The sequence below is a fragment of the Eilatimonas milleporae genome (genome assembly GCF_003688555.1).
Taxonomy (GTDB): Bacteria; Pseudomonadota; Alphaproteobacteria; order Sphingomonadales; family Kordiimonadaceae; genus Eilatimonas; species Eilatimonas milleporae.
Genome location: NZ_REFR01000014.1, coordinates 292,529 through 315,195 on the forward strand (window position 1 = coordinate 292,529; position 22,667 = coordinate 315,195).

The following is a 22,667-nucleotide window of genomic DNA, read 5'->3' on the forward strand; positions in this document are numbered from 1 at the left end:
GCGTGCGGTGCGCCGGGTATTTATGGCTCCAAGAGCTTGGCCGTTCCTGATTTTTGTCGGGAAGAGCCTTGCCAGCCCGCTTTATTGCCCGAAGAGCCTGGCCGTCCCGCTCCACCCACTAATTTTTATTGGGCAGAGCTTAACCGTCCCACTCCCCCACCCGGCCACCCACGGGATCGTACGCTATGGGTGGCCGGGTGGGGGAGTGGGACGGTTAAGCTCTTCGAGTCATAATCCAGTGGGGGAGCGGGACGGCAAAGCTCTGCCCGATAAAACCCGGAACACTAGGCTTCCAGCCTAGTGTTCCGGCAGAAAATCCGGCACGGACAGATAGCGTTCGCCGGTGTCGTAGCAGAAGCCGAGAATGCGCGTGCCCTCGGCGATGCCCTGGTCCGCGATCGCCTTGTCGATGGCGGCGAGTGTGGCACCGGAGGAAATGCCGATGAGCGCGCCTTCCTCCCGCGCGGCGCGCAGGGCCATGGCCTTGGCCGCGTCGGCGTCGACCTGGACGATGCCGTCCAAAAGCGCGGTGTCCATGATGCCGGGGACAAAGCCGGCACCGATGCCCTGGATAGGGTGCGGCCCCGGCGCGCCGCCGGACAGAACCGGCGACAGCGCCGGTTCGACCGCCAGCACCTTCAGGAACGGCCAGTCCTTTTTCAGCAGCTCGGCACAGCCGGTGATATGGCCGCCGGTGCCGACACCGGTGATCATGTAATCGAGGCCGTCGTCAAAATCGGCGAGGATTTCCTGCGCCGTGGTCAGGCGGTGCACTTCCAGATTGGCGGGGTTTTCAAACTGTTGCGGCATCCAGGCGCCAGGGGTCTCGGCGACAAGCTGTTCGGCGCGGGCGACCGCGCCCTTCATGCCCTGTTCCTTCGGCGTCAGGTCGAATGTGGCGCCGTAGGCCAGCATCAGGCGCCGCCGTTCCAGCGACATGGATTCAGGCATGACCAGGATAAGCCGATACCCCTTGACCGCCGCCACCATGGCAAGGCCGATACCGGTATTGCCCGATGTGGGTTCGATAATGGTACCGCCGGGGGTCAGCGCGCCGCTGTTTTCAGCGGCCTCGATCATGGCAAGGGCGATGCGGTCCTTGATCGAGCCGCCGGGATTGGCGCGCTCCATCTTCAGCCAGACTTCGTGGGCGGGGAACAGGCGCGACAGACGCACATGCGGCGTGTCGCCGATGGTTTCAAGAATGGATGATGCTTTCATATGTCCCTCCGCTGGCTTGGCAAGGATTGGAAACGGGGACCGGTGCCGGGCGGCACGGCCGGACAAGGCCGCCGCGCCGCATTCCCGCGTCACAGTGTGTCCGGGTCACACTATGTCATAAATGATTGCCGTTTTGTGGCCGCAAGGCCGCAAAGGGCGGCTGTTCCGGATTCAGTGGGTCAGGGTCGATAAAGGGGCTTACGCCTCTTCGCGGCTGTCGATGGGCACCACCGCTTCCGTGTCGCAGGCGCGGAACATGATGCGCGAGCGCGGCGGCACCGAGCGGGTCAGCCAGACATTGCCGCCGATGACGGAATCGCGCCCGACGACGGTGTCGCCGCCGAGAATGGTGGCGCTGGCATAGACGACCACATTGTCCTCGATCGTGGGGTGACGCTTGACCGTGCGGTCGGCCCCGTCGACCCTGAGCGCGCCGAGGGTGACCCCCTGATACAGTTTGACATTGTCGCCGATCACGGCGGTGCCGCCGATGACGACACCGGTGCCGTGATCGATGAAAAAGGATTTGCCGATCCGCGCGCGGGGGTGAATGTCGATGCCAGTGCGCTGATGGGCATATTCGGTGATCAGGCGCGGCAGAAGCGGTACCTCCAGGCGGATCAGGGCATGGGCGATACGATACGCCGCCACCGCGTAAAAGCCCGGATAGCTGAGAATGACCTCTTCCAGGCTTTCCGCCGCCGGGTCGCCCTCCAACAGGGCGCGGCCGTCCAGCAGGCAGGCATCGGCGATATCGGGCAGGCCGGCGACAAAGGCATCCGCGACGGCCTCGCGGCTGCCGGCCCCGTCCGGCAGGGTCAATGGGCGCAGCAGGACGGCGAGGCGGGCGCTGTGGGCCTTCAGGTCATGGACCAGATCGCTTTCGCCGCGCGGCGCGGCGCAGAAATGCGGAAACATCAGCGCCAGCGTTTCGTGCAGAAAGGTGCCGACACGGTCGAGGCACAGGCCGGACAGGTCGCCGTGCCGCCCGTGATGGGCGGCCAGCCGCCCGGCTGTCAGCGAAAAAACCGGGACATTCGCGCCCGGCATGGAAGATTCCGGCATGTGTTACCCCTTATTGTCACGCCTTGTAACGGTATAGTTTAGGAATGCCGGCCCCGGTCGCAACCCCCCGACACAAGAGAAATTCTTGGTCCAGGCTGAATCTGATCTTGCGTGTGGGGGGTGTGTGTTTTTTGTCTGGCAGAGTGTGGGGGGTGGGCTGCTCCACTAATTTTTATCGGGCAGAGCGTGGCCGGCCCGCTCCCCCACTGGATTATGACTCGAAGAGCTTAACCGTCCCACTCCCCCACCCGGCCACCCATAGCGTACGATCCCGTGGGTGGCCGGGTGGGGGAGTGGGACGGTTAAGCTCTGCCCAATAAAAATTAGTGGGGGAGCGGGCCGGCCACGCTCTGCCCGACAAAAAACAGGGAGCGGGATACTCAAGCTCTACCTGACAAAATCAAACAAAGAGGCAACCCACCTCCGATTCCAACACTCTCGATTCCTCAGTCCTCCGGCAGGACATGGCCGTATCCGGCCTCGACCATCAGGGCTTCGGACCGGTCGACGACGGCGGCGCGCAACCGGGCCATGAAATCGTCTTTGTCGAGGGTGACGTCGATGGGCGGCAGGGCCTCGAACACCACGTGTCCGGGGCGGTGCCAGAAGCCGCGGGTCCAGAACAGGCCGGAATTGGTGGCAACCGGCACCACCGTCAGGCCGGCGCTGCGGCCCAGATGATAGGCACCGGCCTTCAGCGCCCGCCGGTCGCCGGGGCGGACCCGCGTGGCCTGGGGGTAGACGATCAGCGCCCGCCCGCCGGCGTGGATTTCGCCGGCGACCACATCCATGTCCCTGTGGGCCTTGCCCGACTGGCGGTCGATCTTGATCACCCCCATTTTCTTGAAAATCAGGCCGATCACCGGCAAGCGGAACAGTTCCTTCTTGGCCAGCGCCGACAGGTCGGGGCGCACCAGATAGGTCATGATGGGGTCGAGATTGCTTTGATGCGCGGCGGCCAGGATGACGGCGCCGTCACAGGGGATATTGTCCAGGCCGCGATATTCCACCCGGATGCCCATGAGCACGCGGGCCAGCACCACGCTGGACCGGCAATAGATATAAACGCCGCGCCGCACCGCGGCCTCGCCCGTGAAAAGGCACAGCGGCAGCATGACAAGACTACAGTACAGCGCCGTCATGCCGAAAAAGGCGATGTTGAACAGGGCGGACCTGACACCGTTGAAAAGCGAAACCACGAAACCCGTCTCCCCCCTTATTATATGCGGGCGTGGCCGCCCGGCGCGCCGCCAGCGTTCGCGACATGGCTGTTTTATGCCACCCGCGGGCGGCCCATCCGGCGGATCGGCAGGGCCCGCGTCGCACATCGCAATGAATGAAACGGCAAAACTCATCGCACCAAGCGCCTTTTGGACACAAGGGAAAAAATCCGCTAATTTCGTCTTCTGAAACGGGACAGGGCGTGAAGGCGGGCGGATATCCGGCCCCGGCAGCGCGCCACGTATAAGAGAGCCGGCATCCCGTTGGGCACGGGCCGGCCGGATAATGATAATACAGCGATCAACTGGGCAACAGCAACCACGTGACAGACAATAACAGACGCATGGACGACCGGCTGGACGTGTTGTGGACGGCCCGGCTGGAACAGGCGGACGGCCGGGTCGGCGCCTGCACGGTGCACGATATTTCGCTGGCGGGCATTCTGATCAGCACCGACGAACCGGTCACGGCCGGCGAGGAACTTCTGATCGAGATCGAGGGCATCGGCAGTTTCGCCGGCCGGCTGATGTGGCGCCACGAGAAGCAGGGCGGCGTGGCCCTGGTGGCCGGGCCGGACCTGTTGCTGAAAAAATTCGCCGAGCGGGCCGGGGAAGCCCTGTCCACGCACCCGGAAAAACCCGACGACGGATTCTAGACCACGTCTGCACCACTTTTGGGCGACGGCCGGCATTGCCATCCGGTCACGCGGGCGCCCCAATGTCCCGCACGCGCATCCACATCCCCCACAATAAACGCAATTGGTGTATTTTTTACACCAAAACGGCAGGTGCTGGCGAAGCCTTACCGGTATCACCACAAATTTAAGGAAATTTAACCAAGGCGTGACATTAAGTGGACCGCATCTTATACAGCCATCGACATACACGTGTATTGGGGGTGTTCGACCATGGCATCGCAAGGTTCCAAGGACCCGTTTCGTTTTCTGAGTATCCGTAACATTCTTTTCATGATTACCGGCCTGCTCGTGGTCATCATTCTGGGGTTCGCCCTCAATATGATGGTCGACGCGATCAGTCAGCAGAAGCGCGCCGAACAGGGCCAGATCGTCAATGCCCTGATTGACGACCTGAAAACCATGAAACTGGCCATCGCCGGGGCCCGCACGGTGGCCAGCACCGCGCTGGGATACGAGATGACGCCGCCGACCAGCTTCGCCAACGATGTGCGCGAGGCTCGCGCACAGGTGGACCGGGCCTACCGCACGATTCTCGACAAGCTGGGCGCGCTGCCGGAGTTTGACGGCAAGGGCAAGCAGCTGAGCAATTTCAACCAGACTTACGAGGCCTACCGCGCCATCGGTGTCCAACTGACCGAGGACATGGGCCGGCCGGCGGTAAGCCGCATGCTGCGCAGCCGGGACGTCACCCGCGCCCAGAGCAATCTGGTGGAAGCGACGGCGTCCCTGCGCAGCGCCATCGAGACCAGTTTCGAGCCCCCCAATGCCGCCATCGCCGCCCTGCGGGTGATGAAGCTGCAATTGTGGGTGATGCTGGAATATTCCGGACGCGAAGCAGCCATGATCGGCGGCAACATCGCCAGCAGCGACCCCTTGAGCGACGTGGAACTGCAACTGGTCTCGCAATATGGCGGCTATGTCATGAGTGCGTGGGAACAGGTGCAGAAAATGGCCCAGACCAATGTGGCCACACCGGAAATGGCCGCCCAGATCGAGGAAGTCGACAGCCTGTTCTTCGAGGAGTTTTCCTATATCCGCGACGATATCTATGCCGCCTCGGAAGAGGACGGCGCCTACAGCCTGACGCCCGACGCCTGGATCGGTGAGACCGAGACCGCGCGCGCGCCGGTCACCCGGCTTCTGGACATTGCCGACGACGTGAACAGGGTTGTGCGCAGCGAGGCCACCGCGGAAACCCAGAGTAATTTCATCTGGTCCATCGTCATCGTGGTCGCGGTGCTGGGACTGGCGGTGGTCGGCGTGTGGATCGTCATGTCGCGGGTGATCAGCCCGATCAACGGTCTGTCGCGGGCCATGACGGTGATCGCCGGCGGCGATTTCGACACCGAGGTGCCCTTTGCCGGCCGTCAGGATGAGGTGGGCGACATGGCGCGCACCCTGACGATTTTCAAGGAAAACGCCATCGAGCGCCAGCAGCTGGAAGAAGAGCAGCGCCAGCGCGACGAAGAGGCCCGCCAGCAAAAAGCCCGGGAAGAGGACGAAAAACGCCGCGAGGAGGAAGAGCGGCGCCGGCGCGAACAGGAACAGGAAGAAAAGGCGCGCGAGGAACGCCGCGCCGCCATGCTGGACCTGGCCGATCAGTTCGAGGCCTCGGTCAGTGCCGTGGTTGACGGGCTGTCCAGTTCGGCCCGCGACATGGAACAGGCCGCGCGCGGCATGACCCAGACGGCGGAAGACACCAGCGGCAAGTCCGACCTGGTGGCCAGCGCCGCGCAGCAGGCCAGCACCAATGCCAACATGGTGGCGACGGCGGCCGAGGAGCTGTCGGCGTCGGTGCGCGAGATCACCGGCCAGACCACCCAGTCGAGCGAAGCGGCCCGCGACGCCGTGAACCGGACGGAAAACGCCAGCAAGGACATTGCCGAGCTGGTCGCCGCCGCCCGCAAGATCGGCGATGTGGTGCAGCTGATCAACGATATCGCCGAACAGACCAATCTTCTGGCCCTGAACGCCACGATCGAGGCGGCGCGCGCCGGCGAGGCCGGCAAGGGCTTTGCCGTGGTGGCATCGGAAGTGAAGTCGCTGGCCAACCAGACCGGCAAGGCGACGCAGGAGATTTCCGCGCAGGTGGACGGCATGCAGGCGGCCACCAACACGGCGGTCAAGGCGATGGACCAGATCAAGGGCATCATCGCCGACATCGATTCCACCGCGGTGTCGATTGCCACGGCGGTCGAGGAGCAGGACGCCTCGACCCAGGAAATCGCCCGCAATGTGGCCGAGGTGTCGACCGGCACGGAAGAGGTGACCAGCAACATCAACGCGGTGCACCAGGGCGCCACATCCACCGGGGCGGCGGCCAATCAGGTGCTGTCGGCGGCGCAAGGCCTGTCGAAACAGTCCGACGATCTGCGCGGTCAGGTGGACCAGTTCCTGGCGACCATCCGCGCCTGAGCTGAGCGATCCCTATCGCCAATGAAAAGGCTCCGGCACGCATGTGCCGGAGCCTTGTTTTATGATGCGGTCTGTTTGTTGATACCGTCTGTTTGTTTTTGGCCCGTTTCAGGCGCTTTGTCTTTGCTAGGCGTTCCGGCTGTTCTTGGGTTTGCCGGTCCGCGTCAGTTCAGGCGCCAGGAAATCGGGATGATGAAGGTCAGGCGGCTGTCGTCCATATCGCCGGGCGGCGCCGGCAGCGGGTCGAGCCGCTTCATCATTTTCGGGATGGCGTTGTCGAGGATTTTCTGCCCCGTAGCCTCCACCACCTCGAAATTCTGGATGGCGCCGCTGCGGTCGATGGTGACCTTGACCTTGGCCGAGCCCTCGATCTCCCGCATCAGGGCGGAACGTGGATAGACATGCTTGGCCGCGATCTTCTTGGCCAGCGCGCTTTGCCATGATTTGACGTCCTGGGCCGCCGCCGGCTCCACCGCCAGCCCGGCGGCGAGACAACAGGCCAGCAAGACAGCCGGCATGGCGGCCGCGATCGGTGTTTTTGCCCGCGCGGTGGCGGGGCGATGTGGTCTCTTCCTTCTGAAAAGCATTGTTATGACCCCCTGGTTCGTTTTGGTAGTGCCGGTTTCAGTGCAGTGCACGGTGCCGAGTCTAATGAAAAAGCGTAAAAACACCCTAAACGCGCATGGCCTTTCCCCAAAGTGAGGGACGTGGCCGCCCGCATGGCGGCGTGCATGATGGAGCCGGCGGGACGGCTGCACGCAATTCGGCCTTGCGCGGCGGCCCCATATGGCTATAGTGCCCGCCGCACCTGCCGGTTTACCACACCGGCACGGATGACTGGATGGAGCGTTGGCCGAGCGGTTTAAGGCGCACGCCTGGAAAGCGTGTTGGGCGCAAGCCCTCAAGGGTTCGAATCCCTTACGCTCCGCCACCCTACGCCTTCGGCTTCGGGTGGCAGGCCACCCTGGGGCCTGACATGCGAAGACGATATAGGCGTAGGCGTGTCTTCCGAAGCCTTGGCGTAGGAAGGCTGGAAACCGTATGTGGTACGTGTATTTCCTCGAACTGAAAAACGGCGACATTTATGTCGGGTCTATCGGCACCCTACGCCTTCGGCTTCGGGTGGCAGGCCACCTTGGGGCCTGACATGCGAAGACGATATAGGCGTAGGCGTGTCTTCCGAAACCTTGGCGTAGGAAGGCTGGAAACCGTATGTGGTATGTCTATTTTCTCGAACTGAAAAACGGCGACATTTATGTCGGGTCCACCAGTGACCTGAAACAGCGCAAGCATGCGCACGACAGTGGCCGGGTGCCGTCGACCAAGGCTTTCCTGCCCGCTGAGTTAAAAGCGTACGTCGCTGTCGGCACGGCCGAGACGGCGCGGACGCTGGAACGGTATTTCAAATCCGGGTCCGGCAAGGCCGTCGCCAAAAAGCGGTTCTGGTGAGGATGGGGTTAAGCTGCTTGCGCTTGTTGTTTTTGCGTTCACGCAGGATCGCACATGCGATCCGCTCCGCGAGGGCGCCCTGACCGGGGTTGGATTTGCGCTCACGCAAGGGCCGCAAACGCGGCCCGCTCCGCGAAGGCGGCCTGACCGGCCGGGGCGCGGTCGCGCCCTGGGGAATCAGGGGTTAAAAACATCTCCACTTCGGTCGTTTCCACATTTTTCCCCACATGGGACGCAGACTGGGAAATGATGCGGTTGTGTCAGACACATAAAAGGAACCTTTAGTGGAAATCAGGAGTCAGTCGCAGCCAACTCTGTCAGCAACCTTTCCGCCTTGGCGATCTGGGTCTCGAACCAGTCTTCACGTGGCGTTTGTCCCGCTTCTCGAATGTAGACGTCAGCAGCGTTGCTAAAGCACTCTCGCGCCTGCAAGGCCAAGTCTGAGGACCTTCGCCGCTCAGCCAAGAGTAGGAAAACAAGCCCCATATTGCTCTGTATCATCGCCCATTGCAGTGGCACCCGCTCTCGGGTCCATTCCGCCAACGCCCCCCGATAGACAGCCACCGCCTCTTCCAGGCGCGCCGTGCCGCTCTCACGCCCCCCCAAGGTACACAGCGCGGTGCCGAGATTGGTCTGCGTCGTCGCCCAGCCGGCCGGCACCCGCTCCCGCGTCCGCTCCTCCAGCGCCAGCCGATAGGCGACCACCGCCTCTTCCAGACGCGCCGTGCCGCTCTCACGCTCCCCCAAGGTACACAGCGCGGTGCCGAGATTGGTCTGCGTCGTCGCCCAGCCGGCCGGCACCCGCTCCCGCGTCCGCTCCTCCAGCGCCAGCCGATAGGCGACCACCGCCTCTTCCAGACGCGCCGTGCCGCTCTCACGCTCTCCCAGAGCCCGAAGCGCGGTACCGAGATTGGTCTGCGTCGTCGCCCAGCCGAGTGGCACCCGCTCCCGCGTCCGCTCCTCCAGCGCCAGCCGATAGGCGGCCACCGCCTCCTCAAGGCGCGCCGTGCCGCTCTCACGCTCCCCCAAGGTACATAACGCGTTGCCGAGATTGGTCTGCGTCGTCGCCCAGCCGAGTGGCACCCGCTCCCGCGTCCGTTCCTCCAGCGCCAGCCGATGGGCGGCCACCGCTTCCTCAAGGCGCGCCGTGCCGCTCTCACGCCCCCCAAGGTACACAGCGCGGTGCCGAGATTGGTCTGCGTCATCGCCCAGTCGAGCGGCACCCGCTCCCGCGTTCGCTCCTCCAGCGCCAGCCGATAGGCGGTCACCGCTTCCTGAAGGCGCGCCGTGCCGCTCTCACGCTCCCCCAAGGTACACAGCGCGTTGCCGAGATAGTTCTGCGTTGCGGCCCAAGATAGGGCTTCGGTCTGTCGGGGTGTAACGCTTAAGACACGATGCCAAGTCGCAATACTGTCCTGGAGCGCTGCGTTGTCGCCTTTCTTCCCGCCCTGTTCATATTGAGCGTTGGCCGCGTCACTGAGATATTGCCGGTGTAAGTCGTCTCGTCGGCGCGGGACGTCCTCTGCCGCTCTTAAAAACAAAGCCGCAGCATCGGTAAAGCGCCAGTCAGACATGACAGCCTGTGCCCGCAAAGCGCGAATTTCCGCCAACCGGACAGCGTCCTCCGAGGACGCCGCAGCCGCTTCGGCTTGGCGTGCCTCCAATTGTGTCAGGATGCTATCGGCCTCCACCGTGTTGCCGGCCTGCAGCGCCTGATACGCTTCGTCAAGCGGCGCAGCCAAGTCGGGGGCGTCGCGTTCAAGGGTCGCGACACGCGTTAAAAGTTCCTTGTGCTGCTTTGCCAGATCCGCAAGCGCGACAGGGATCTGATCGGTCGGCACCTGTTCGCGGTCCAGGGTTGCGAACATATTGCGTAAGGCCGCATCCGTTACCGCGAACCGTGCCTGAATATCGGCGAATTTTTGAACGAGAGTGCTGTCCGGGCTCCGTTGCTCTTGCACGGCATCCAGCAACTGCCGAAGGTCAGCGCCTGTTATACCGGCGATATAATTGCCTTCAACGGTGACATTGCCCTGGGCTGCAATGGCGCCTTGACTGTCTTTGACCTGATTGGCCGGCGATGCCGCATCCTGCTTTGTCTTGAAGACGTGGGTAAAAACGGTCCAACCGCCTATGGCTAAAGCCACCAGGCCACTTCCGACCCAGGTCAGAAGATCTCGATTCTGTTCATTGAGCACAAAATCCCAGAGTGTTTCCATTATGTCCCCAGTGTCAGCGCTAAAGGGCCTGCTCAACATCCTGCCTTTGGTGGAGAATGCGGATCACGTTAATGGTGCCCGGTGCAGGTTTTTGAAAATACAGCATGTGCCGGCCGACCGCATATTTGAAATAGCCAGCGCGCGCATACTCGGCTGAACGGGCTTTCAGCCGTCCGGCGACCAGCCCTTCACAAGCCGCCCTGATTTCCGTGATATAGCGTCTGGCCTGGGCGGTGTCCCACTGTTCGACCGTATAGGTCCAGATCCGGTCCAAATCGGCCACGGCCTTTGGCGAGAGATTGACCACCACAGGCTATTGGTCTTTCGCGGCGAGGAAGGCGTCAAAATCAAAGGGGCGGGGCGGGCCGGAGTCTTCGCCCTTGACCAGGTCCGCCCTGAGGGCGGCCAGCCTGGCTTCCCGTTCTTCCAGCAGCCGCAATCCGGCGCGCACAACATCGCTGGCGGACCCGTAGCGGCCTGTTTCGATCTGGGTGTCGATGAAGCCGGTAAAATGCTCCCCGAGGGAGACGGAGGTGTTCTTGGTCATGGTCGCATCCTTTCCGGTCTTGATTATACCAAATATTGGTACTTTTGAAAGGTGAGGCCATTTCCGGTTTTCTTTGCGCTCACGGCGGATTGCCGCACAATCGCCTCCGCGAGGGCGCCCTGACCGGGGTTGGTTCTTTGCGCTCACGGCGGATTGCTACGCAATCGCCTCCGCGAGGGCGCCCTGACCGGGCGGGCCGCAGGCGCGGCCTGGGGGAGATGGGTTTGGGAGAACTCGGGCTGGGGCCGGTCTTTGCGCTCACGCTGGGATCGCACATGCGATCCGCTCCGCGAGGGCGGCCTGACCGGCCGGGACGCCGTCGCGCCCTGGGGGAGACTATTTTGGAATATCTCGTCTGGGGCCGGTCTTTGCGCTCACGCTGGGATCGCACATGCGATCCGCTCCGCGAGGGCGGCCTGACCGGCCGGGGCGCGGTCGCGCCCTGGGGGAGACTGGATTGGAAGAACGCGGGCTGGGGCGGTTCTTTTGCGCTCACGCAGGATCGCAGGGGCGATCCGCTCCGCGAGGGCGCCCTGACCGGGCGGGCCGCAGGCGCGGCCTGGGGGAGACTGGATTGGGAGAACGCGGGCTGGGGCCGTTCTTTTGCGCTCACGCAGGGGTGGCCTGACCGGGCGGAATTCGGTCGCGGCCTGGGGAGGCTGGGGTTGGGTGGTTCAACGCATTGCCTGTTCTGTTTGCCATGGCGTTCCTATGAATATTCTATCATATGATCTGTTTAATAGATCATATGGCAACTCTGATATATAAAAAATGATCAATCCCATGGACAAAGTGGGTGATATATAAAAATATATCACCCACCCCGCATTGACACAGCAAAAGGGATCGAATGGATATCGCCGCACAGATGGCTGACGCTCTCAAAAAAGCCCGCCAGGACAAGGGGTTGAGCCAGCGCGCCCTAGCAAAACGGACCGGGATGGCGCAAAGCCATATTTCCAAGATCGAGGCCGGGACAACCAATATCCGGATGTCCAGCCTGGCGGAACTGGCGCATGCCCTCGATCTTGACGTGGTGATCGTGCCCAAACGGCGCGTGCGCGCCGTTCATGCACTGTTGACGGCGGATACGGGCACGGATCGGCAACGCCCCGCTTACAGGCTCGACCCTGTCGGGGATACCGGGACGGGCGGCACGGGGGATGCGGGGCAATCATGAGCACAATTTCCCATCTGGATATTTACCTGCACGACCGGCCGGTCGGCGTCCTCGTCCTGCTGCCCGGGGACCGGAGCCTTTTTACCTTCCTGGATGAGTATATCGAGGACACCGCCCGCCCTGTCCTCAGCCTATCGTTCAAGGACGAATTCGGGGAGACGATCACGGCAACGCGGCCTGTCCAGACCAAACTGCCGCCTTTCTTTTCCAATCTTCTGCCTGAAGGCATCATGCGGAACTATCTGGCCGCGCGCGCCGGGGTCAAGGAGTCGCGCGAGTTTTTCCTGCTGTGGGTTTTGGGGGAGGATTTGCCCGGCGCGGTGACCGCCCGCCCGGCGGACGGTGTCAAACCGCCGCCGCACAGCGCCCTGAGCGACGCGCGGCAATGGGAAAAAGAGGACGATCATCTGAAATTCTCCCTGGCGGGGGTACAACTGAAGCTCTCCGCCCTGCGGCGCACGCATGGCGGCTTGACAATTCCGGCACGCGGCCTTGGCGGTGACTGGATTGTCAAACTGCCCGACCTGCGGTTCGCGGGCATTCCCGAGAATGAGTTTTCCATGATGTCGCTGGCCCGGCATATGGGCATCGCGGTGCCGGAAATCGCCCTCCTCGATCTGGATGAGATCGACGGGCTGCCGCGCGACATCACAGTCGTCAAGGACCAGAACGGGTTGAAGGGTCAGACCGGAGTTCAAGGTCAGGCCTTCGCCGTTCGCCGCTTTGACCGCCCGGAGGGCGGCGGGCGTGTCCACACGGAGGATTTCGCACAGATTTTCCGGCTGTATCCCGAGCGGAAATACGAACGCGCCAATTACCGCAACATTGCCGAAGTGATCGCCGCCGAGATCGGCATGGACGGGATTGAGGATTTTATCAGACGGCTCGTGTTCAACATCCTGATCGGCAACGGCGACATGCACCTGAAAAACTGGTCGCTGATCTATCCCGACCGGCGCCATGCCGCCCTTGCGCCGGCCTATGATTATGTCTCGACCATTCCTTATATCAAAAGCGATACGTTCGCCCTGAACCTTGGGGGACAAAAACGTTTTGACGATATCGGGCTCGACGCCTTTCTCGACATGGCGGACAAGGCATCCCTGAGCACGAAAATGACCCGCCGCATCGCGCTGGAAAGCGTCACGCGGTTCCGCGAGGTCTGGCAAAAGGAACATCCCCACCTGCCGATGCATGACAGCGTGCGGAACGCGATTGCGGCCAATCTGAACCGCTGTCCGCTTGCCAAAGCGCAGTAGGGGCCGGGCGAGCCGAAAGGCCGGTCAGTCCAACCCCCTCAAAATGTCCGCCGCTATGACGGGCACAAACGCGTACGGTCGCCGTTGTCTCCCGCCGGCCTGGGGAGATTATTTTGGAATATCTCGTCTGGGGCCTGTTTTGCGCTCACGCAGGATCGCACATGCGATCCGCTCCGCGAGGGCGCCCTGACCGGGCGGGCCGCGGTCGCGGCCTGGGGGAGACTGGATTGGGAGAACTCGCGTGGGGCCGGTCTTTGCGCTCACGCAGGATCGCACATGCGATCCGCTCCGCGAGGGCGGCCTGCCGGCCGGGGCGCCGTCGCGCCCTGGGGCGGCAGACGTTGAAACATCTCAGTGGGGTCTTTTTTGCGCTCACGCAGGGCCGCTTATCGCGGCCCGCTCCGCGAGGGCGGCCTGACCGGCCGGGGCGCCGTCGCGCCCTGGGGCGGCAGACGTTGAAACATCTCAGCATGGGGCCTGTTTTGCGCTCACGCAGGGCCGCTTATCGCGGCCCGCTCCGCGAGGGCGGCCTGCCGGCCGGGGCGCCGTCGCGCCCTGGGGAGCGGGGTTTGGAGGGCTCGCATGGGGCCGTTCATGTGTGCTGACGCCGAGACAACCTGCCGGGGCTTTGTCGTGCACGAAATTAATCCGGGGACAGTATACGGTTTTTCCTGAGCGATCATTCAGGCGCAACTGTTTGAAAAAACAGGGCTTTCGGAGCCGACCCGGAAGCGTCCGGGCGATATGGTGTCCCCGGTTTCAAGTCAAAGAAAAACGGGGAAAAAGCAGAGAAAGCGGTGGGAAAATACGGTGACAGTATACGGTTTTTCCGCCCGGTCACCGGGCGGCGCCATGCCGCGCGCCGGCCTTTTTTCGGCGGCACGGGGTCGGCACGGTCATCCCTGGTGCCGCGATCCGCGCGGGCACGGTAGCAGAACGAGGCCGGGGCCGTTATCCGCGCTCACGGCGGATTGCTCCGCAATCGCCTCCGCGAGGGCGGCCTGACCGGCCGGGGCGCCGTCGCGCCCTGGGAGAGGTGGGTTTGAGAGGTTTCGGCCGGGATCCGTGTCGTTGACCTATCGGCACAGAGCGACACGTCAGGCCCGTGCCCGCGTTGCCGGGGCACCGTTTGTGCGCATCATCGCCGGGGCGGGCCTTATGACTCGCGTCTGGCAAGGTCAACGAGACTGAGCGGGTCCTCTATGGGCGTGGCGGTGCCGACGGGCAACGGGTCTTCGGACAGGCTGCCGTCGGGTTGGATCACCACGCGCCAGACCCGCGCCCTGTAGCGGAAGGTAAGACGGGTGCGGCCGGCGTCTTCGCCCGCGCCGGTTTCACTGACACTCATGACCAGCCCCTTGGCCATGTTCTCCTTCAGCGCCTGAACGGTAAGGCCGAGCCTAGACGCCAGCACGTCGGCATCGACGGTGATCTGCGCGTTTTCCACCGCGACGGCTGCCTTCGGAATCGTCGGCATCGTCACACCCTTCCGCTGGCGGGCCGCACGGACTGTACAGAACGGGATTGGCCAGAACGGGATCGACCAGAAAGGGGCCCACCGGACTGGAAATTGATGCAAAGGCGATCCAGCTCGTCCGCTGTCAGCGGCGCGTTCACAAAACCGCATTCATAGGCGGTCACGCCGTCCTGACAGCAGCCGCCATCGCCGAAATGAACGCAGGTCCGACAGGTACCGAACAGCGGTTTGCCCGCCCGCGCGGCAACGGTGCCCAAGAGGGCCTGAAGACCGGCGGAGAAGTCGCCGCGCACGCCCGGAGGCAAGGCCTCCACGGCCAGCGCCAGGGCCCGGATGGGATCGTCCTTCAGAAGGGCGCCGGCTTTCTTCGTCACATCCAGTCTCACGCTTCGGCCGTCGGATTTGGAGCGGGTCTGTTTCAGATACCCGTCCGCGACGAGGCCCTTGATGGTTTGCGAGGCGGTGCCCCGCGTCGTGCCATGAAAGGCGGCGAATGCCGACGGCGTGCGCGAAAAGCGGTTGGCACGGGCGAAATAGCGCAATCCGGTCCACTGGGCCGAGGTCAGGCCGCCGGCAAGGCCATCGCCCGACGCGATGCGCCCGAGATGCAGGATCAATTCGGCGATAACGCGGCTGTCCATGCCGGCTCCTTTCACGGTGGGCTTCCCGGCGCCCGTCACGGTCAGGATAGATGATAGTGATTCGAAACTATTCTGGCATAATTATGATTTCGATTCGATATCAAAATACTATCGCCGCAAACCCTTTCGCCGCCGGATGACGGACGCCGCGAAAAGACGCCGATCAGCGGCAACGCCCCCAGGGGCCGATACCATGACGGCCGTATACCGTCCCCAGGTTTCAAGCCGGGATGAAAACCGGGGACAGTATACGGTTTTTCAGCCAGGGAAATTCGGCCCAATCCATTGAAAACCGACACTTTCAGGACAATCCGAAAAGAAATGCGGATCGTGCACTGTCCCGGTTTCAGGAGGCAAAAATCCGGTGACAGTATATGGTTTTTCGCCCCTAGTCCGGGTGGGACTATGCGGCGTGGCGGTCTTTTTTCGGCGGCACAGGGTCGGCGCGGTCATCCCTGGTGCCGCGACCCAAACGGGCGCGGCGGCCCGTGATCAGGCGGGCGCCGCGCTCGAAGCTGAGATAGGACCAAAGCCACTGTGTCGCGACGATGAGACGGTTGCGCAGGTCGATCAGGAAATAGATATGGGCGATGCCCCACAGCCACCAGGCAAGCCAGCCTTTCAGGCGCAACCGCCCGAAGGCGATGACCGCCGCCTTGCGGCCGATGGTGGCGAGCTGGCCGCGATCACGGTAGCGGAACGGCGCCGGGGCCGGCTTGCCCGCGACCCGCGCGGCAATGGACCCGGCCACATAAGCCCCCTGTTGCTTGGCGACCGGCGCGATACCCGGCAGCGGCCGGCCGGCGGCGTCATGCGCCAGCGCCGTATCGCCGATGATGAAAATGTCGTCCAGACCCGCCGGCCTGAGACCGGCCCCCACGGGGGCACGACCGGCCCTGTCCCCGTCCAGACCAAGCCAGGACGCCGCCGGCGAGGCTTTCACGCCGGCGGCCCAGATGATCGTCTCGGCCTCCAGGCGTTCACCGTCATCGCCCAGCGCCACGCCGTCCGCGTCGCACGCGGTGACGGCCCGGCCCAGACGCACATCAACGCCCAGACGCGCCAGCGCATCGGCGGTATAGCGGGACAGAGGGTCGGGAAAACCGGGAAGCACGCGGGGCCCCGCCTCGACCAGCACCACATGGGCCTGGCCGGGGTCGACATCGCGGAAATCGGCGGCCAGCGCCTTGCGCGCCAGTTCGACGACCGCGCCGGCCATCTCGACCCCGGTCGGGCCGGCGCCGACAATGGCGATGGTCAACAGACGCCGGCGCCTGTCGGCGTCGCGTTCCATTTCCGCCCGCTCAAAAGCCAGGAGAAGCCGCCGGCGAATGTCCGTCGCGTCGTCGATCGCCTTGAGGCCGGGCGCATGGGCGGCCCAGGCGTCATGGCCGAAATAGCCGTGCGTCGCACCGGTCGCCAGCACCAGGACATCGTAGCCGATGTCACGATCCCCCAAGCGAACCCGCTGTCGCGCCGTGTCAACGCCCGTGACCTCGCCGAGGAGGACACGTGTGTTTTTCTGCGCGCGGACCAGGCGGCGGATGGGCCAGGCAATGTCCGCCGGCGACAGCCCGGCCGTGGCGACCTGATAGAGCAGCGGCTGGAAAAGGTGATGGTTTTCCCGGTCGATCAGCGTGATGTCCACGGGGGCCGCCGCCAGCTTTCTGGCGACCGTCAGGCCGCCGAAGCCCGCGCCCACGATGACGATATGCGGGCGCGGGCCCGCGTCACGGGCGGAGGCCGTCCGCGTGCCGGATGTGGAGCTGTCGGTGTTCATGCGCGCCATCCTGTCCCCAAAGGGCGAAATCACACCGCGAAACGCGGTGGCCGGCAAAATGCCCCGCCGGTTTCACCGTGTCGGAAAAACCGGGCGTTTGCAATCCACATCGGACAGGACCGGGAACCTGGCGCCCTGGCCATGTCCGCCGTCCGTCCGGCGGCAAGGCGCCGGATGTGTTCCGGCGGGCGCGACGCAGGCGCCGACTGGTCCGCGCACGTGAATTCATCCGGTGACAGTATACGGATTTTCGCAAGGCCGGGCGAGCGGGGAAGGCCGGGCAGGCGCGCGTCTTACCCATCAACCTTGCGGGCAATATAATAGCCGTAGCCGACATGGTCCTTGTGCCGCTCGAACAGGGTGATTTCCTCCTCCTCCGCATCGACGACGGCGCGGGCGGCCGCCGAATGCGCGTGCCGGTCGAGAAACCGGTCGAAGCGCTGCCGCAAGGGCCGATAGTAATTGTCGAACCAGCAGTGTTCGGGCAGGACGAAATAGCCCATGGGCGCGAAGCCGTGACGCTCCAGAACCGCCAGCTTGGCGGCGGCCGTGTCCACCTCGGCATAGGCGTCGGTCCAGTAGGCTGTCAGATCGCGGGGACGCGCGGCCGTCAGCCACGTCAACTCGGAGACGGCGAGGATACCGCCCGGCTTGAGAAAGCGACGCCAGGCCGCGACGCCGGCGGTAAACCCCATAGTGTAAATGGCACCTTCCGACCAGATGGCGTCAAGGCTGCCGTCCGCGAACGGCAGCGCGTCCATGGACCCGGCAAGCGGCGTGATGCGGTCGGCGACCCCGGCGCGGGCGGCGGCCCGGTCCAGCGCGGCGAGAAAAGCGGGCATACAATCGACGGCGGTGATGCGCGCGTCCAGCGCGTCCGCCAGAACCAGCGTGGACGCGCCGGACCCGCAGCCGATGTCGGCGATGGTGAGGTTTTTCCCATCCCCCAGACCCGACAAGGCAATGGCCAGACGGGTTTCAGCGTCGCCGCCCGGCCCCTGGCGCGCGCCGTCCCTGTGCAGATCGTCAAGCAGATGCAGGTCATCCATGGAACAGACTCCGGTTCATCGGGGGTGTTTGTGCAACTCGGCACGATGCCTTACTATCGACTTCGGGTGTCCCCAAAAAGGCGGCCAAGCAGTCGCGGTCCGAGTGTCAGAGCGATCCGGTCGGCACCCAGATCGCGGCGGTCTCATCCCCCATGGGCTGTGCCTGTTGTGACAGGGCGAGAGAGCCGACCCAAGCACAAATAACGGCATACAGCTTATCCTCAAAGCTTTTGAGGTCGTTCGTCCTGGCCCCTGGGGAGGGCAAAGGCAGCATTTCCTTGACGCCGTTGATATGGCGATCAAGCGCCTGAACCAATCCGTCCCACTGTTCGATAAGCTTTTTACGCCTGCCAGCGGGTGTGTCGGCACGCCAGTAATTGCGTATTCTGCCAACCTTATACGGCACACGGTAATCCGCCGCCAAAAGGACCAGCGCGGCAACTATCATAAGAACTTCTGATACAAAGAAAAGCTTCTTATTTGACAAAGAACCTGAGCCAGACGAACTGGCGAAAGAAGCGCATAAATACTTTTCAGCGATTTCCAGAGAAAGAGATATGCAACATTGAAAATGATATTGGAAACTCTCAAGCGTTTAATAATATCACCAGAATTCTTAGTGATCATTGTTGCGTTGGTAGTGCTATATCTTAGACCTGAACAATTATCGGGATTTGCAAATAGTTTTTATCACTCATCAGAATCTGTAAAATACATTGCCCTATTGCCGGTAGCTGTACCGGTATGGAGCCTTAGAAGGTCACAACTGATTTTATTTCCCGATGCCGATGAAGATGGAAAAGTACAAAAATGGCCTCGATTTAGGGATTTGAAGGTCGCTGTATTTGTAGGTCTAATTTATCAGTTTGGCTTTGGAATAGTGAGTATAATTGTTTGGATTGAATTGTCTGAGGAAAATATCTTAATGCAGATGATAATCCTAATTTTCGCTATTTTGGGGTCGATAATCAGCGCGGGAACTTTTTATCTTGCCTCAATAATAGTGATGGAAACTCTAAAGAAGAACGCTAATTAATTGACTCATCTTATCTCGCACTGGTGGCCATATTTTCCAGACACCGCGATACCTCTTAAACCAATTCTACCTTTATGGACCGCCCGACAGCTTTTGCCGCCTGGGCAAGGGTCGCAAGTGTGACACTCGCATTCTCCGGATCAAGCAAGCGGTCTAGTTGCGAGCGACTGGTTGCCAGACGCTTTGCCATTTCAACCTTGGTGATACCTTTTTGCTTCATGGCTTGCGCCAGTTGCCATGCAAGTACGCGCTTGACCGCCTGTTCGGTGGTTGCTTCATAGGTGCCGCCCTCTCTCAGAAAATCTTCAAATGAAGACCCAATACGCTCATTATTCATCATATACCTCCCAAATCTTTCATGCGCTTGGCGGCGATATCCAGTTCCTTATCGGGTGTCTTTTGTGGCTTCTTGATAAAGCCGTGCAGCAGGATCATATGATCCGCATGCGTACAAAAGAATACTCGCCCAATCCGCCCGTCTTTCAGGCGCGTTCTAATCTCCCACAATCCCTTGTGGCCTTTGATAGACCGACAGATCGGCATACCGATAGGCCATCCAAATTCAGCCGTGCGAATATTATCTCCAATGTCTTTGCGGTCGTCTTTGGATAAGGATAAAAGCCAATCCTTGACGGGCTCCTTTCCTGTATCGCTGCGATAAAACCGCGCTTTGATAACTTTATCATTCATATAAATTGTACCTTATATAGTACATTATTGTCAAATATCTTCTAGCGTAACCGATTCTGGACACGCGACACACCTACCCCAATTCCGGTCCGCCCGGAGAGCGGTTTTTGGCCTTGAGTTGCTGGCGCATACGTTCCTGATCAAGAGCCTTATAGCCTTGCATTTTAAGGGCGAGACGGATTTGATAATGCAGGGTTTCGCGGTCATGTTTCTGGCGTTTCTTAAGCCGGGCGATGTTCTGTTGCAACTTCTGCCGGGCGATCTTCTGGGCGAAGATCAAATCATCTCTTTGTTGCTGGTTTGCTTTGAGGGTTTGCCAGATATCAAGCCTGTTCCGGTCTTTAATGATCTTCGTTTTCCCTGTGACCCTGGCCCATAGACCGGATAGGCCTTTTCGCAGTCTTTGCTGGCGTTTGCGCTGTTGCTCTTTCCATGCCTGCTGTTGGAAGTGGTTAAGGGATTGGCGTTCCGTTTTGTGTTTCTTGGCAAGGGCAAAGGCTTTTTCTGTGACGATGCTCTCTTGTGTTCGGTGCGATTGTTTCTGTCTCTTGATCAGGGTTTTCAGGTTCGGGGTGATACGCTCCGCGAACAGGGTTTTAGCTTCATCAATGGAGGGCAAGTCTTCTGCATCCCCCAGTCTGGCCTTGACATCCTTGGTGCGAATACCGGCATATCGGGCAATGGCATAGACTTCGCCTGTATAATCAAGTGCCACATATCCCCGTCTATCGCCACGGGCGATGATGAACCCGCTTTCCATCAAGGCAGAATTGAAGGCTTTGGCACTATCGGAATACCGCCAAGCAGATTGAAAGATTTGTTTGATCTCTCTGGGGTCCCGTCCAACCCTTAAGGCTTGTTGCCATTCCTCACGGGAGAAGTTCAGCGGATCACGCAAGGCCGGGTCTTTAAGACCGTCCGGTAGTGTCCATCCATGCTCAAGATAAAGCTCTTTGGAGAGGGCCGTCAGGTGGCGTTTATAAAAGGGCAGATTGATGGCTTTTAGCTTATCATCGTTCAAAGCAATCCTTGACCACACGACATGCGCATGGCGTCTACCTTCTTTTTCGTGAAAGACAATGGCGCGGGGCTGACCTGAAAGACCCAATCGCTGTTCGGCTTCATCCGCCGCGCGGATAAAGGCTGGTGTTGCAACATCTTCACATTGGGGCGGGTTCAGGGAACGCGAGAACAGATATTGTCTGCACTTGGTGGCTTTGGATATCGCATGCGCTTCTTCAAACGCTCCATGCGGATCATCCGCGATAAAGCCTCTGATCTCATGAATATCAATATGCTCATTTTCTTCCTTAAGAAGATGCATAGCCAGTTGCGCGCCGCCACCGCGTTGATTGCCTTCAAGGATCACTTGGCACCTCGCCCGCCGAGGCCGCGGGTCAAGATCAGACGGATTTCGTTAATATCATCGCAAGCCAACCTAAGCTGCGCCCGTACATCTTCATCTACCAACAACCTATCTGTCTTAGCGGCATCTGACAGAGTACGCATCGACCCCGCAAGACCGGACTGGGCAAATCGCGCGAGCAGTAATGCAACGAGGGTCGGATCAAGTATGCCCGGTTTTGGGGCCGCACGCTTATTGAAAATGCAATGCTTCACATAGGCCGATAGTGCCTGATCACCAGCATGGCGCTCCAGCTCCGCGCGTTCCTGATCGCTCAATCGGATAGATAGCGGAGCCGGGCGTTTTTTATGGAAGCCGTGTTCATGGATACGGCCTCCGATCAGGGAGGGGTTTTGTATTCAGGGTTGGTGTCTCCCCCGAGGAGTCCTCCTCCAGAAATGCAAGATCAAGGTCTCTAAGCTGGACTTCCCAATCCGCTAAAATCTCAAAGAATTGGTTTGAAGACTCGCACCCACTCTCCGCCATTTAAATTTTATATCGCTTCTAGTTACGCCTTTTGATCAAATAAAATTACTGTGAAAAAATTATATACTCTAAAGAGTTTTACAATGTCTTTCGTGCGCGTATGAGGCCAACAAAATTTTCAACTTTTTGTGCATTTTTTTCTTTTTCAAACCCATTTTCACAATTTGCATGTAGATGCCCCCCATACTTCATACCCAGATATCCAAAAGTGCTTTTAAAACATCCCAGAAACGCGTCATCTGCCTCTTCACCAATAGATGTGCAAACGATATAAGCTGTTTTTTTTCTAAGTTTTCGCCCAATGTCCTTTAAATCTTCAATATCTAAAAAATCCGATATTCTATCTATAAAGATTTTCATTTGAGCACTGGGGGCATACCAATATACGGGGGTGGCAAATATCACGCTGTCATATTCCAAGACTTTTTTCATGACAGGAATGAAATCATCATGAATATTCTTATGGTCATAGTCATACGGAGAAATATCAAGTGCAGTTATATCAATAACTTCACCACCCAAATCGCCGGCAATCCAATCAATTAATTTTCCTGTATTTCCGTTACGTCTGGAACTTGCAAGCAGCGATATTGCATCACTCATAATTACATTTCCTGGTATACGCCCATCTAATATAAAAATATTTTTATTTTTATTCTATAATTTCAATTAATTGACAATAATTAGAAAGTTTTAAATTTTCAAATCTATTTATTCGATACCAAAATTGGCGCGTTTGCCTTCGTTTGGACGAACCGAGACAGGGGCAACTCATTTCTTCTTTTTCTTAGGCAGGGGTGCCACAGCCCGTTTGTTAAATGTCTCGGCAA

Annotated in this window: 22 protein-coding genes and 1 tRNA gene; 7 read left to right on the plus strand and 16 right to left on the minus strand. The window is 60.5% G+C overall.

Going from position 1 to position 22,667, the window contains the following annotated elements; all coding sequences use genetic code 11:
* Positions 1 to 297: 297 nt before the first annotated feature.
* The 3 genes from cysK to BXY39_RS16025 form a co-directional block, all read right to left on the minus strand.
* On the minus strand, positions 298 to 1,221 hold the full coding sequence (gene cysK, locus BXY39_RS16015) for a cysteine synthase A (RefSeq protein WP_121939948.1): 924 nt from the start codon (positions 1,219 to 1,221) through the stop codon (positions 298 to 300).
* A gap of 198 nt (positions 1,222 to 1,419) precedes the next feature.
* A complete protein-coding gene (gene epsC, locus BXY39_RS16020; protein ID WP_245999313.1) occupies positions 1,420 to 2,286 on the minus strand; it encodes a serine O-acetyltransferase EpsC in 867 nt (288 codons plus the stop codon).
* 446 nt (positions 2,287 to 2,732) lie between these two features.
* Positions 2,733 to 3,485 (minus strand): lysophospholipid acyltransferase family protein, encoded by a 753-nt coding sequence (locus BXY39_RS16025; RefSeq protein ID WP_170163892.1) that lies wholly within the window; start codon positions 3,483 to 3,485, stop codon positions 2,733 to 2,735.
* A 344-nt stretch (positions 3,486 to 3,829) separates the two neighbouring features.
* Here BXY39_RS16025 and BXY39_RS16030 point away from each other — a divergent pair, with 344 nt between their 5' ends.
* Together BXY39_RS16030 and BXY39_RS16035 are read left to right on the plus strand one after the other, a co-directional pair.
* Positions 3,830 to 4,162, plus strand: coding sequence for a PilZ domain-containing protein (locus tag BXY39_RS16030; RefSeq protein ID WP_147453611.1), 333 nt, complete (start codon positions 3,830 to 3,832; stop codon positions 4,160 to 4,162).
* Positions 4,163 to 4,414: 252 nt separating this feature from the next.
* Positions 4,415 to 6,619 (plus strand): methyl-accepting chemotaxis protein, encoded by a 2,205-nt coding sequence (locus tag BXY39_RS16035; RefSeq protein WP_121939888.1) that lies wholly within the window; start codon positions 4,415 to 4,417, stop codon positions 6,617 to 6,619.
* 164 nt (positions 6,620 to 6,783) lie between these two features.
* Here the strand turns inward: BXY39_RS16035 and BXY39_RS16040 are convergent, their stop codons facing one another.
* The gene (locus tag BXY39_RS16040; protein WP_121939889.1) at positions 6,784 to 7,206 is read right to left on the minus strand and encodes an energy transducer TonB; all 423 of its coding nucleotides are present in this window, start codon (positions 7,204 to 7,206) and stop codon (positions 6,784 to 6,786) included.
* Positions 7,207 to 7,462: 256 nt separating this feature from the next.
* On the opposite strand from BXY39_RS16040, the gene BXY39_RS16045 reads away from it, so the two are divergent.
* Positions 7,463 to 7,550: transfer RNA gene (locus BXY39_RS16045), tRNA-Ser, on the plus strand.
* A 281-nt stretch (positions 7,551 to 7,831) separates the two neighbouring features.
* The gene (locus tag BXY39_RS16050; RefSeq protein ID WP_121939890.1) at positions 7,832 to 8,068 is read left to right on the plus strand and encodes a GIY-YIG nuclease family protein; all 237 of its coding nucleotides are present in this window, start codon (positions 7,832 to 7,834) and stop codon (positions 8,066 to 8,068) included.
* A 291-nt stretch (positions 8,069 to 8,359) separates the two neighbouring features.
* On the opposite strand, the gene BXY39_RS16055 is transcribed toward BXY39_RS16050, so the two are convergent.
* From BXY39_RS16055 to BXY39_RS16070, 3 genes are all read right to left on the minus strand, one after another.
* The gene (locus BXY39_RS16055) at positions 8,360 to 9,244 is read right to left on the minus strand and encodes a tetratricopeptide repeat protein (protein ID WP_121939891.1); all 885 of its coding nucleotides are present in this window, start codon (positions 9,242 to 9,244) and stop codon (positions 8,360 to 8,362) included.
* 1,062 nt (positions 9,245 to 10,306) lie between these two features.
* Positions 10,307 to 10,597, minus strand: a complete 291-nt coding sequence (locus tag BXY39_RS16065) for a type II toxin-antitoxin system RelE/ParE family toxin (protein ID WP_121939892.1) — start codon at positions 10,595 to 10,597, stop codon at positions 10,307 to 10,309.
* A 3-nt stretch (positions 10,598 to 10,600) separates the two neighbouring features.
* Entirely contained in the window at positions 10,601 to 10,834 is a 234-nt protein-coding gene (locus tag BXY39_RS16070) for a type II toxin-antitoxin system ParD family antitoxin (protein ID WP_121939893.1), read from the minus strand.
* 850 nt (positions 10,835 to 11,684) lie between these two features.
* Here BXY39_RS16070 and BXY39_RS16075 point away from each other — a divergent pair.
* Positions 11,685 to 12,014: a helix-turn-helix domain-containing protein gene (locus BXY39_RS16075; protein WP_121939894.1), complete on the plus strand. Its 330-nt coding sequence runs from the start codon at positions 11,685 to 11,687 to the stop codon at positions 12,012 to 12,014.
* Positions 12,011 to 13,273 carry a type II toxin-antitoxin system HipA family toxin gene (locus BXY39_RS16080; RefSeq protein ID WP_121939895.1) on the plus strand — a complete coding sequence of 421 codons (1,263 nt, stop codon included), beginning with the start codon at positions 12,011 to 12,013 and terminating at the stop codon, positions 13,271 to 13,273. The genes BXY39_RS16075 and BXY39_RS16080 overlap by 4 nt, the downstream gene beginning before the upstream one ends.
* A gap of 1,156 nt (positions 13,274 to 14,429) precedes the next feature.
* On the opposite strand, the gene BXY39_RS16085 is transcribed toward BXY39_RS16080, so the two are convergent.
* The 5 genes from BXY39_RS16085 to BXY39_RS16110 form a co-directional block, all read right to left on the minus strand.
* A complete protein-coding gene (locus BXY39_RS16085; RefSeq protein ID WP_121939896.1) occupies positions 14,430 to 14,750 on the minus strand; it encodes a DUF6522 family protein in 321 nt (106 codons plus the stop codon).
* Between the two features lie 2 nt (positions 14,751 to 14,752).
* Complete coding sequence (locus BXY39_RS16090; protein WP_121939897.1) at positions 14,753 to 15,391, minus strand: MarR family winged helix-turn-helix transcriptional regulator; 639 nt, start codon at positions 15,389 to 15,391, stop codon at positions 14,753 to 14,755.
* Between the two features lie 403 nt (positions 15,392 to 15,794).
* On the minus strand, positions 15,795 to 17,171 hold the full coding sequence (locus BXY39_RS16095; RefSeq protein WP_121939898.1) for an NAD(P)/FAD-dependent oxidoreductase: 1,377 nt from the start codon (positions 17,169 to 17,171) through the stop codon (positions 15,795 to 15,797).
* Positions 17,172 to 17,464: 293 nt separating this feature from the next.
* Positions 17,465 to 18,220, minus strand: a complete 756-nt coding sequence (locus BXY39_RS16105; protein ID WP_121939900.1) for a class I SAM-dependent methyltransferase — start codon at positions 18,218 to 18,220, stop codon at positions 17,465 to 17,467.
* A gap of 106 nt (positions 18,221 to 18,326) precedes the next feature.
* The gene (locus tag BXY39_RS16110; protein WP_211332293.1) at positions 18,327 to 18,668 is read right to left on the minus strand and encodes a hypothetical protein; all 342 of its coding nucleotides are present in this window, start codon (positions 18,666 to 18,668) and stop codon (positions 18,327 to 18,329) included.
* Positions 18,669 to 18,785: 117 nt separating this feature from the next.
* On the opposite strand from BXY39_RS16110, the gene BXY39_RS19200 reads away from it, so the two are divergent.
* Positions 18,786 to 19,256, plus strand: a complete 471-nt coding sequence (locus BXY39_RS19200; protein ID WP_147453612.1) for a hypothetical protein — start codon at positions 18,786 to 18,788, stop codon at positions 19,254 to 19,256.
* 55 nt (positions 19,257 to 19,311) lie between these two features.
* Here the strand turns inward: BXY39_RS19200 and BXY39_RS16120 are convergent, their stop codons facing one another.
* The 4 genes from BXY39_RS16120 to BXY39_RS16140 form a co-directional block, all read right to left on the minus strand.
* Positions 19,312 to 19,596 carry a helix-turn-helix domain-containing protein gene (locus tag BXY39_RS16120; RefSeq protein ID WP_211332294.1) on the minus strand — a complete coding sequence of 95 codons (285 nt, stop codon included), beginning with the start codon at positions 19,594 to 19,596 and terminating at the stop codon, positions 19,312 to 19,314.
* Complete coding sequence (locus BXY39_RS16125; protein ID WP_121939902.1) at positions 19,593 to 19,946, minus strand: type II toxin-antitoxin system RelE/ParE family toxin; 354 nt, start codon at positions 19,944 to 19,946, stop codon at positions 19,593 to 19,595. Before BXY39_RS16125 ends, BXY39_RS16120 begins: the two co-directional genes overlap by 4 nt.
* 73 nt (positions 19,947 to 20,019) lie before the next feature.
* A complete protein-coding gene (locus BXY39_RS16130) occupies positions 20,020 to 21,315 on the minus strand; it encodes a relaxase/mobilization nuclease domain-containing protein (RefSeq protein WP_147453613.1) in 1,296 nt (431 codons plus the stop codon).
* Between the two features lie 600 nt (positions 21,316 to 21,915).
* Positions 21,916 to 22,440 (minus strand): flavodoxin family protein, encoded by a 525-nt coding sequence (locus BXY39_RS16140; protein WP_121939905.1) that lies wholly within the window; start codon positions 22,438 to 22,440, stop codon positions 21,916 to 21,918.
* Between the last annotated feature and the right edge of the window lie 227 nt (positions 22,441 to 22,667).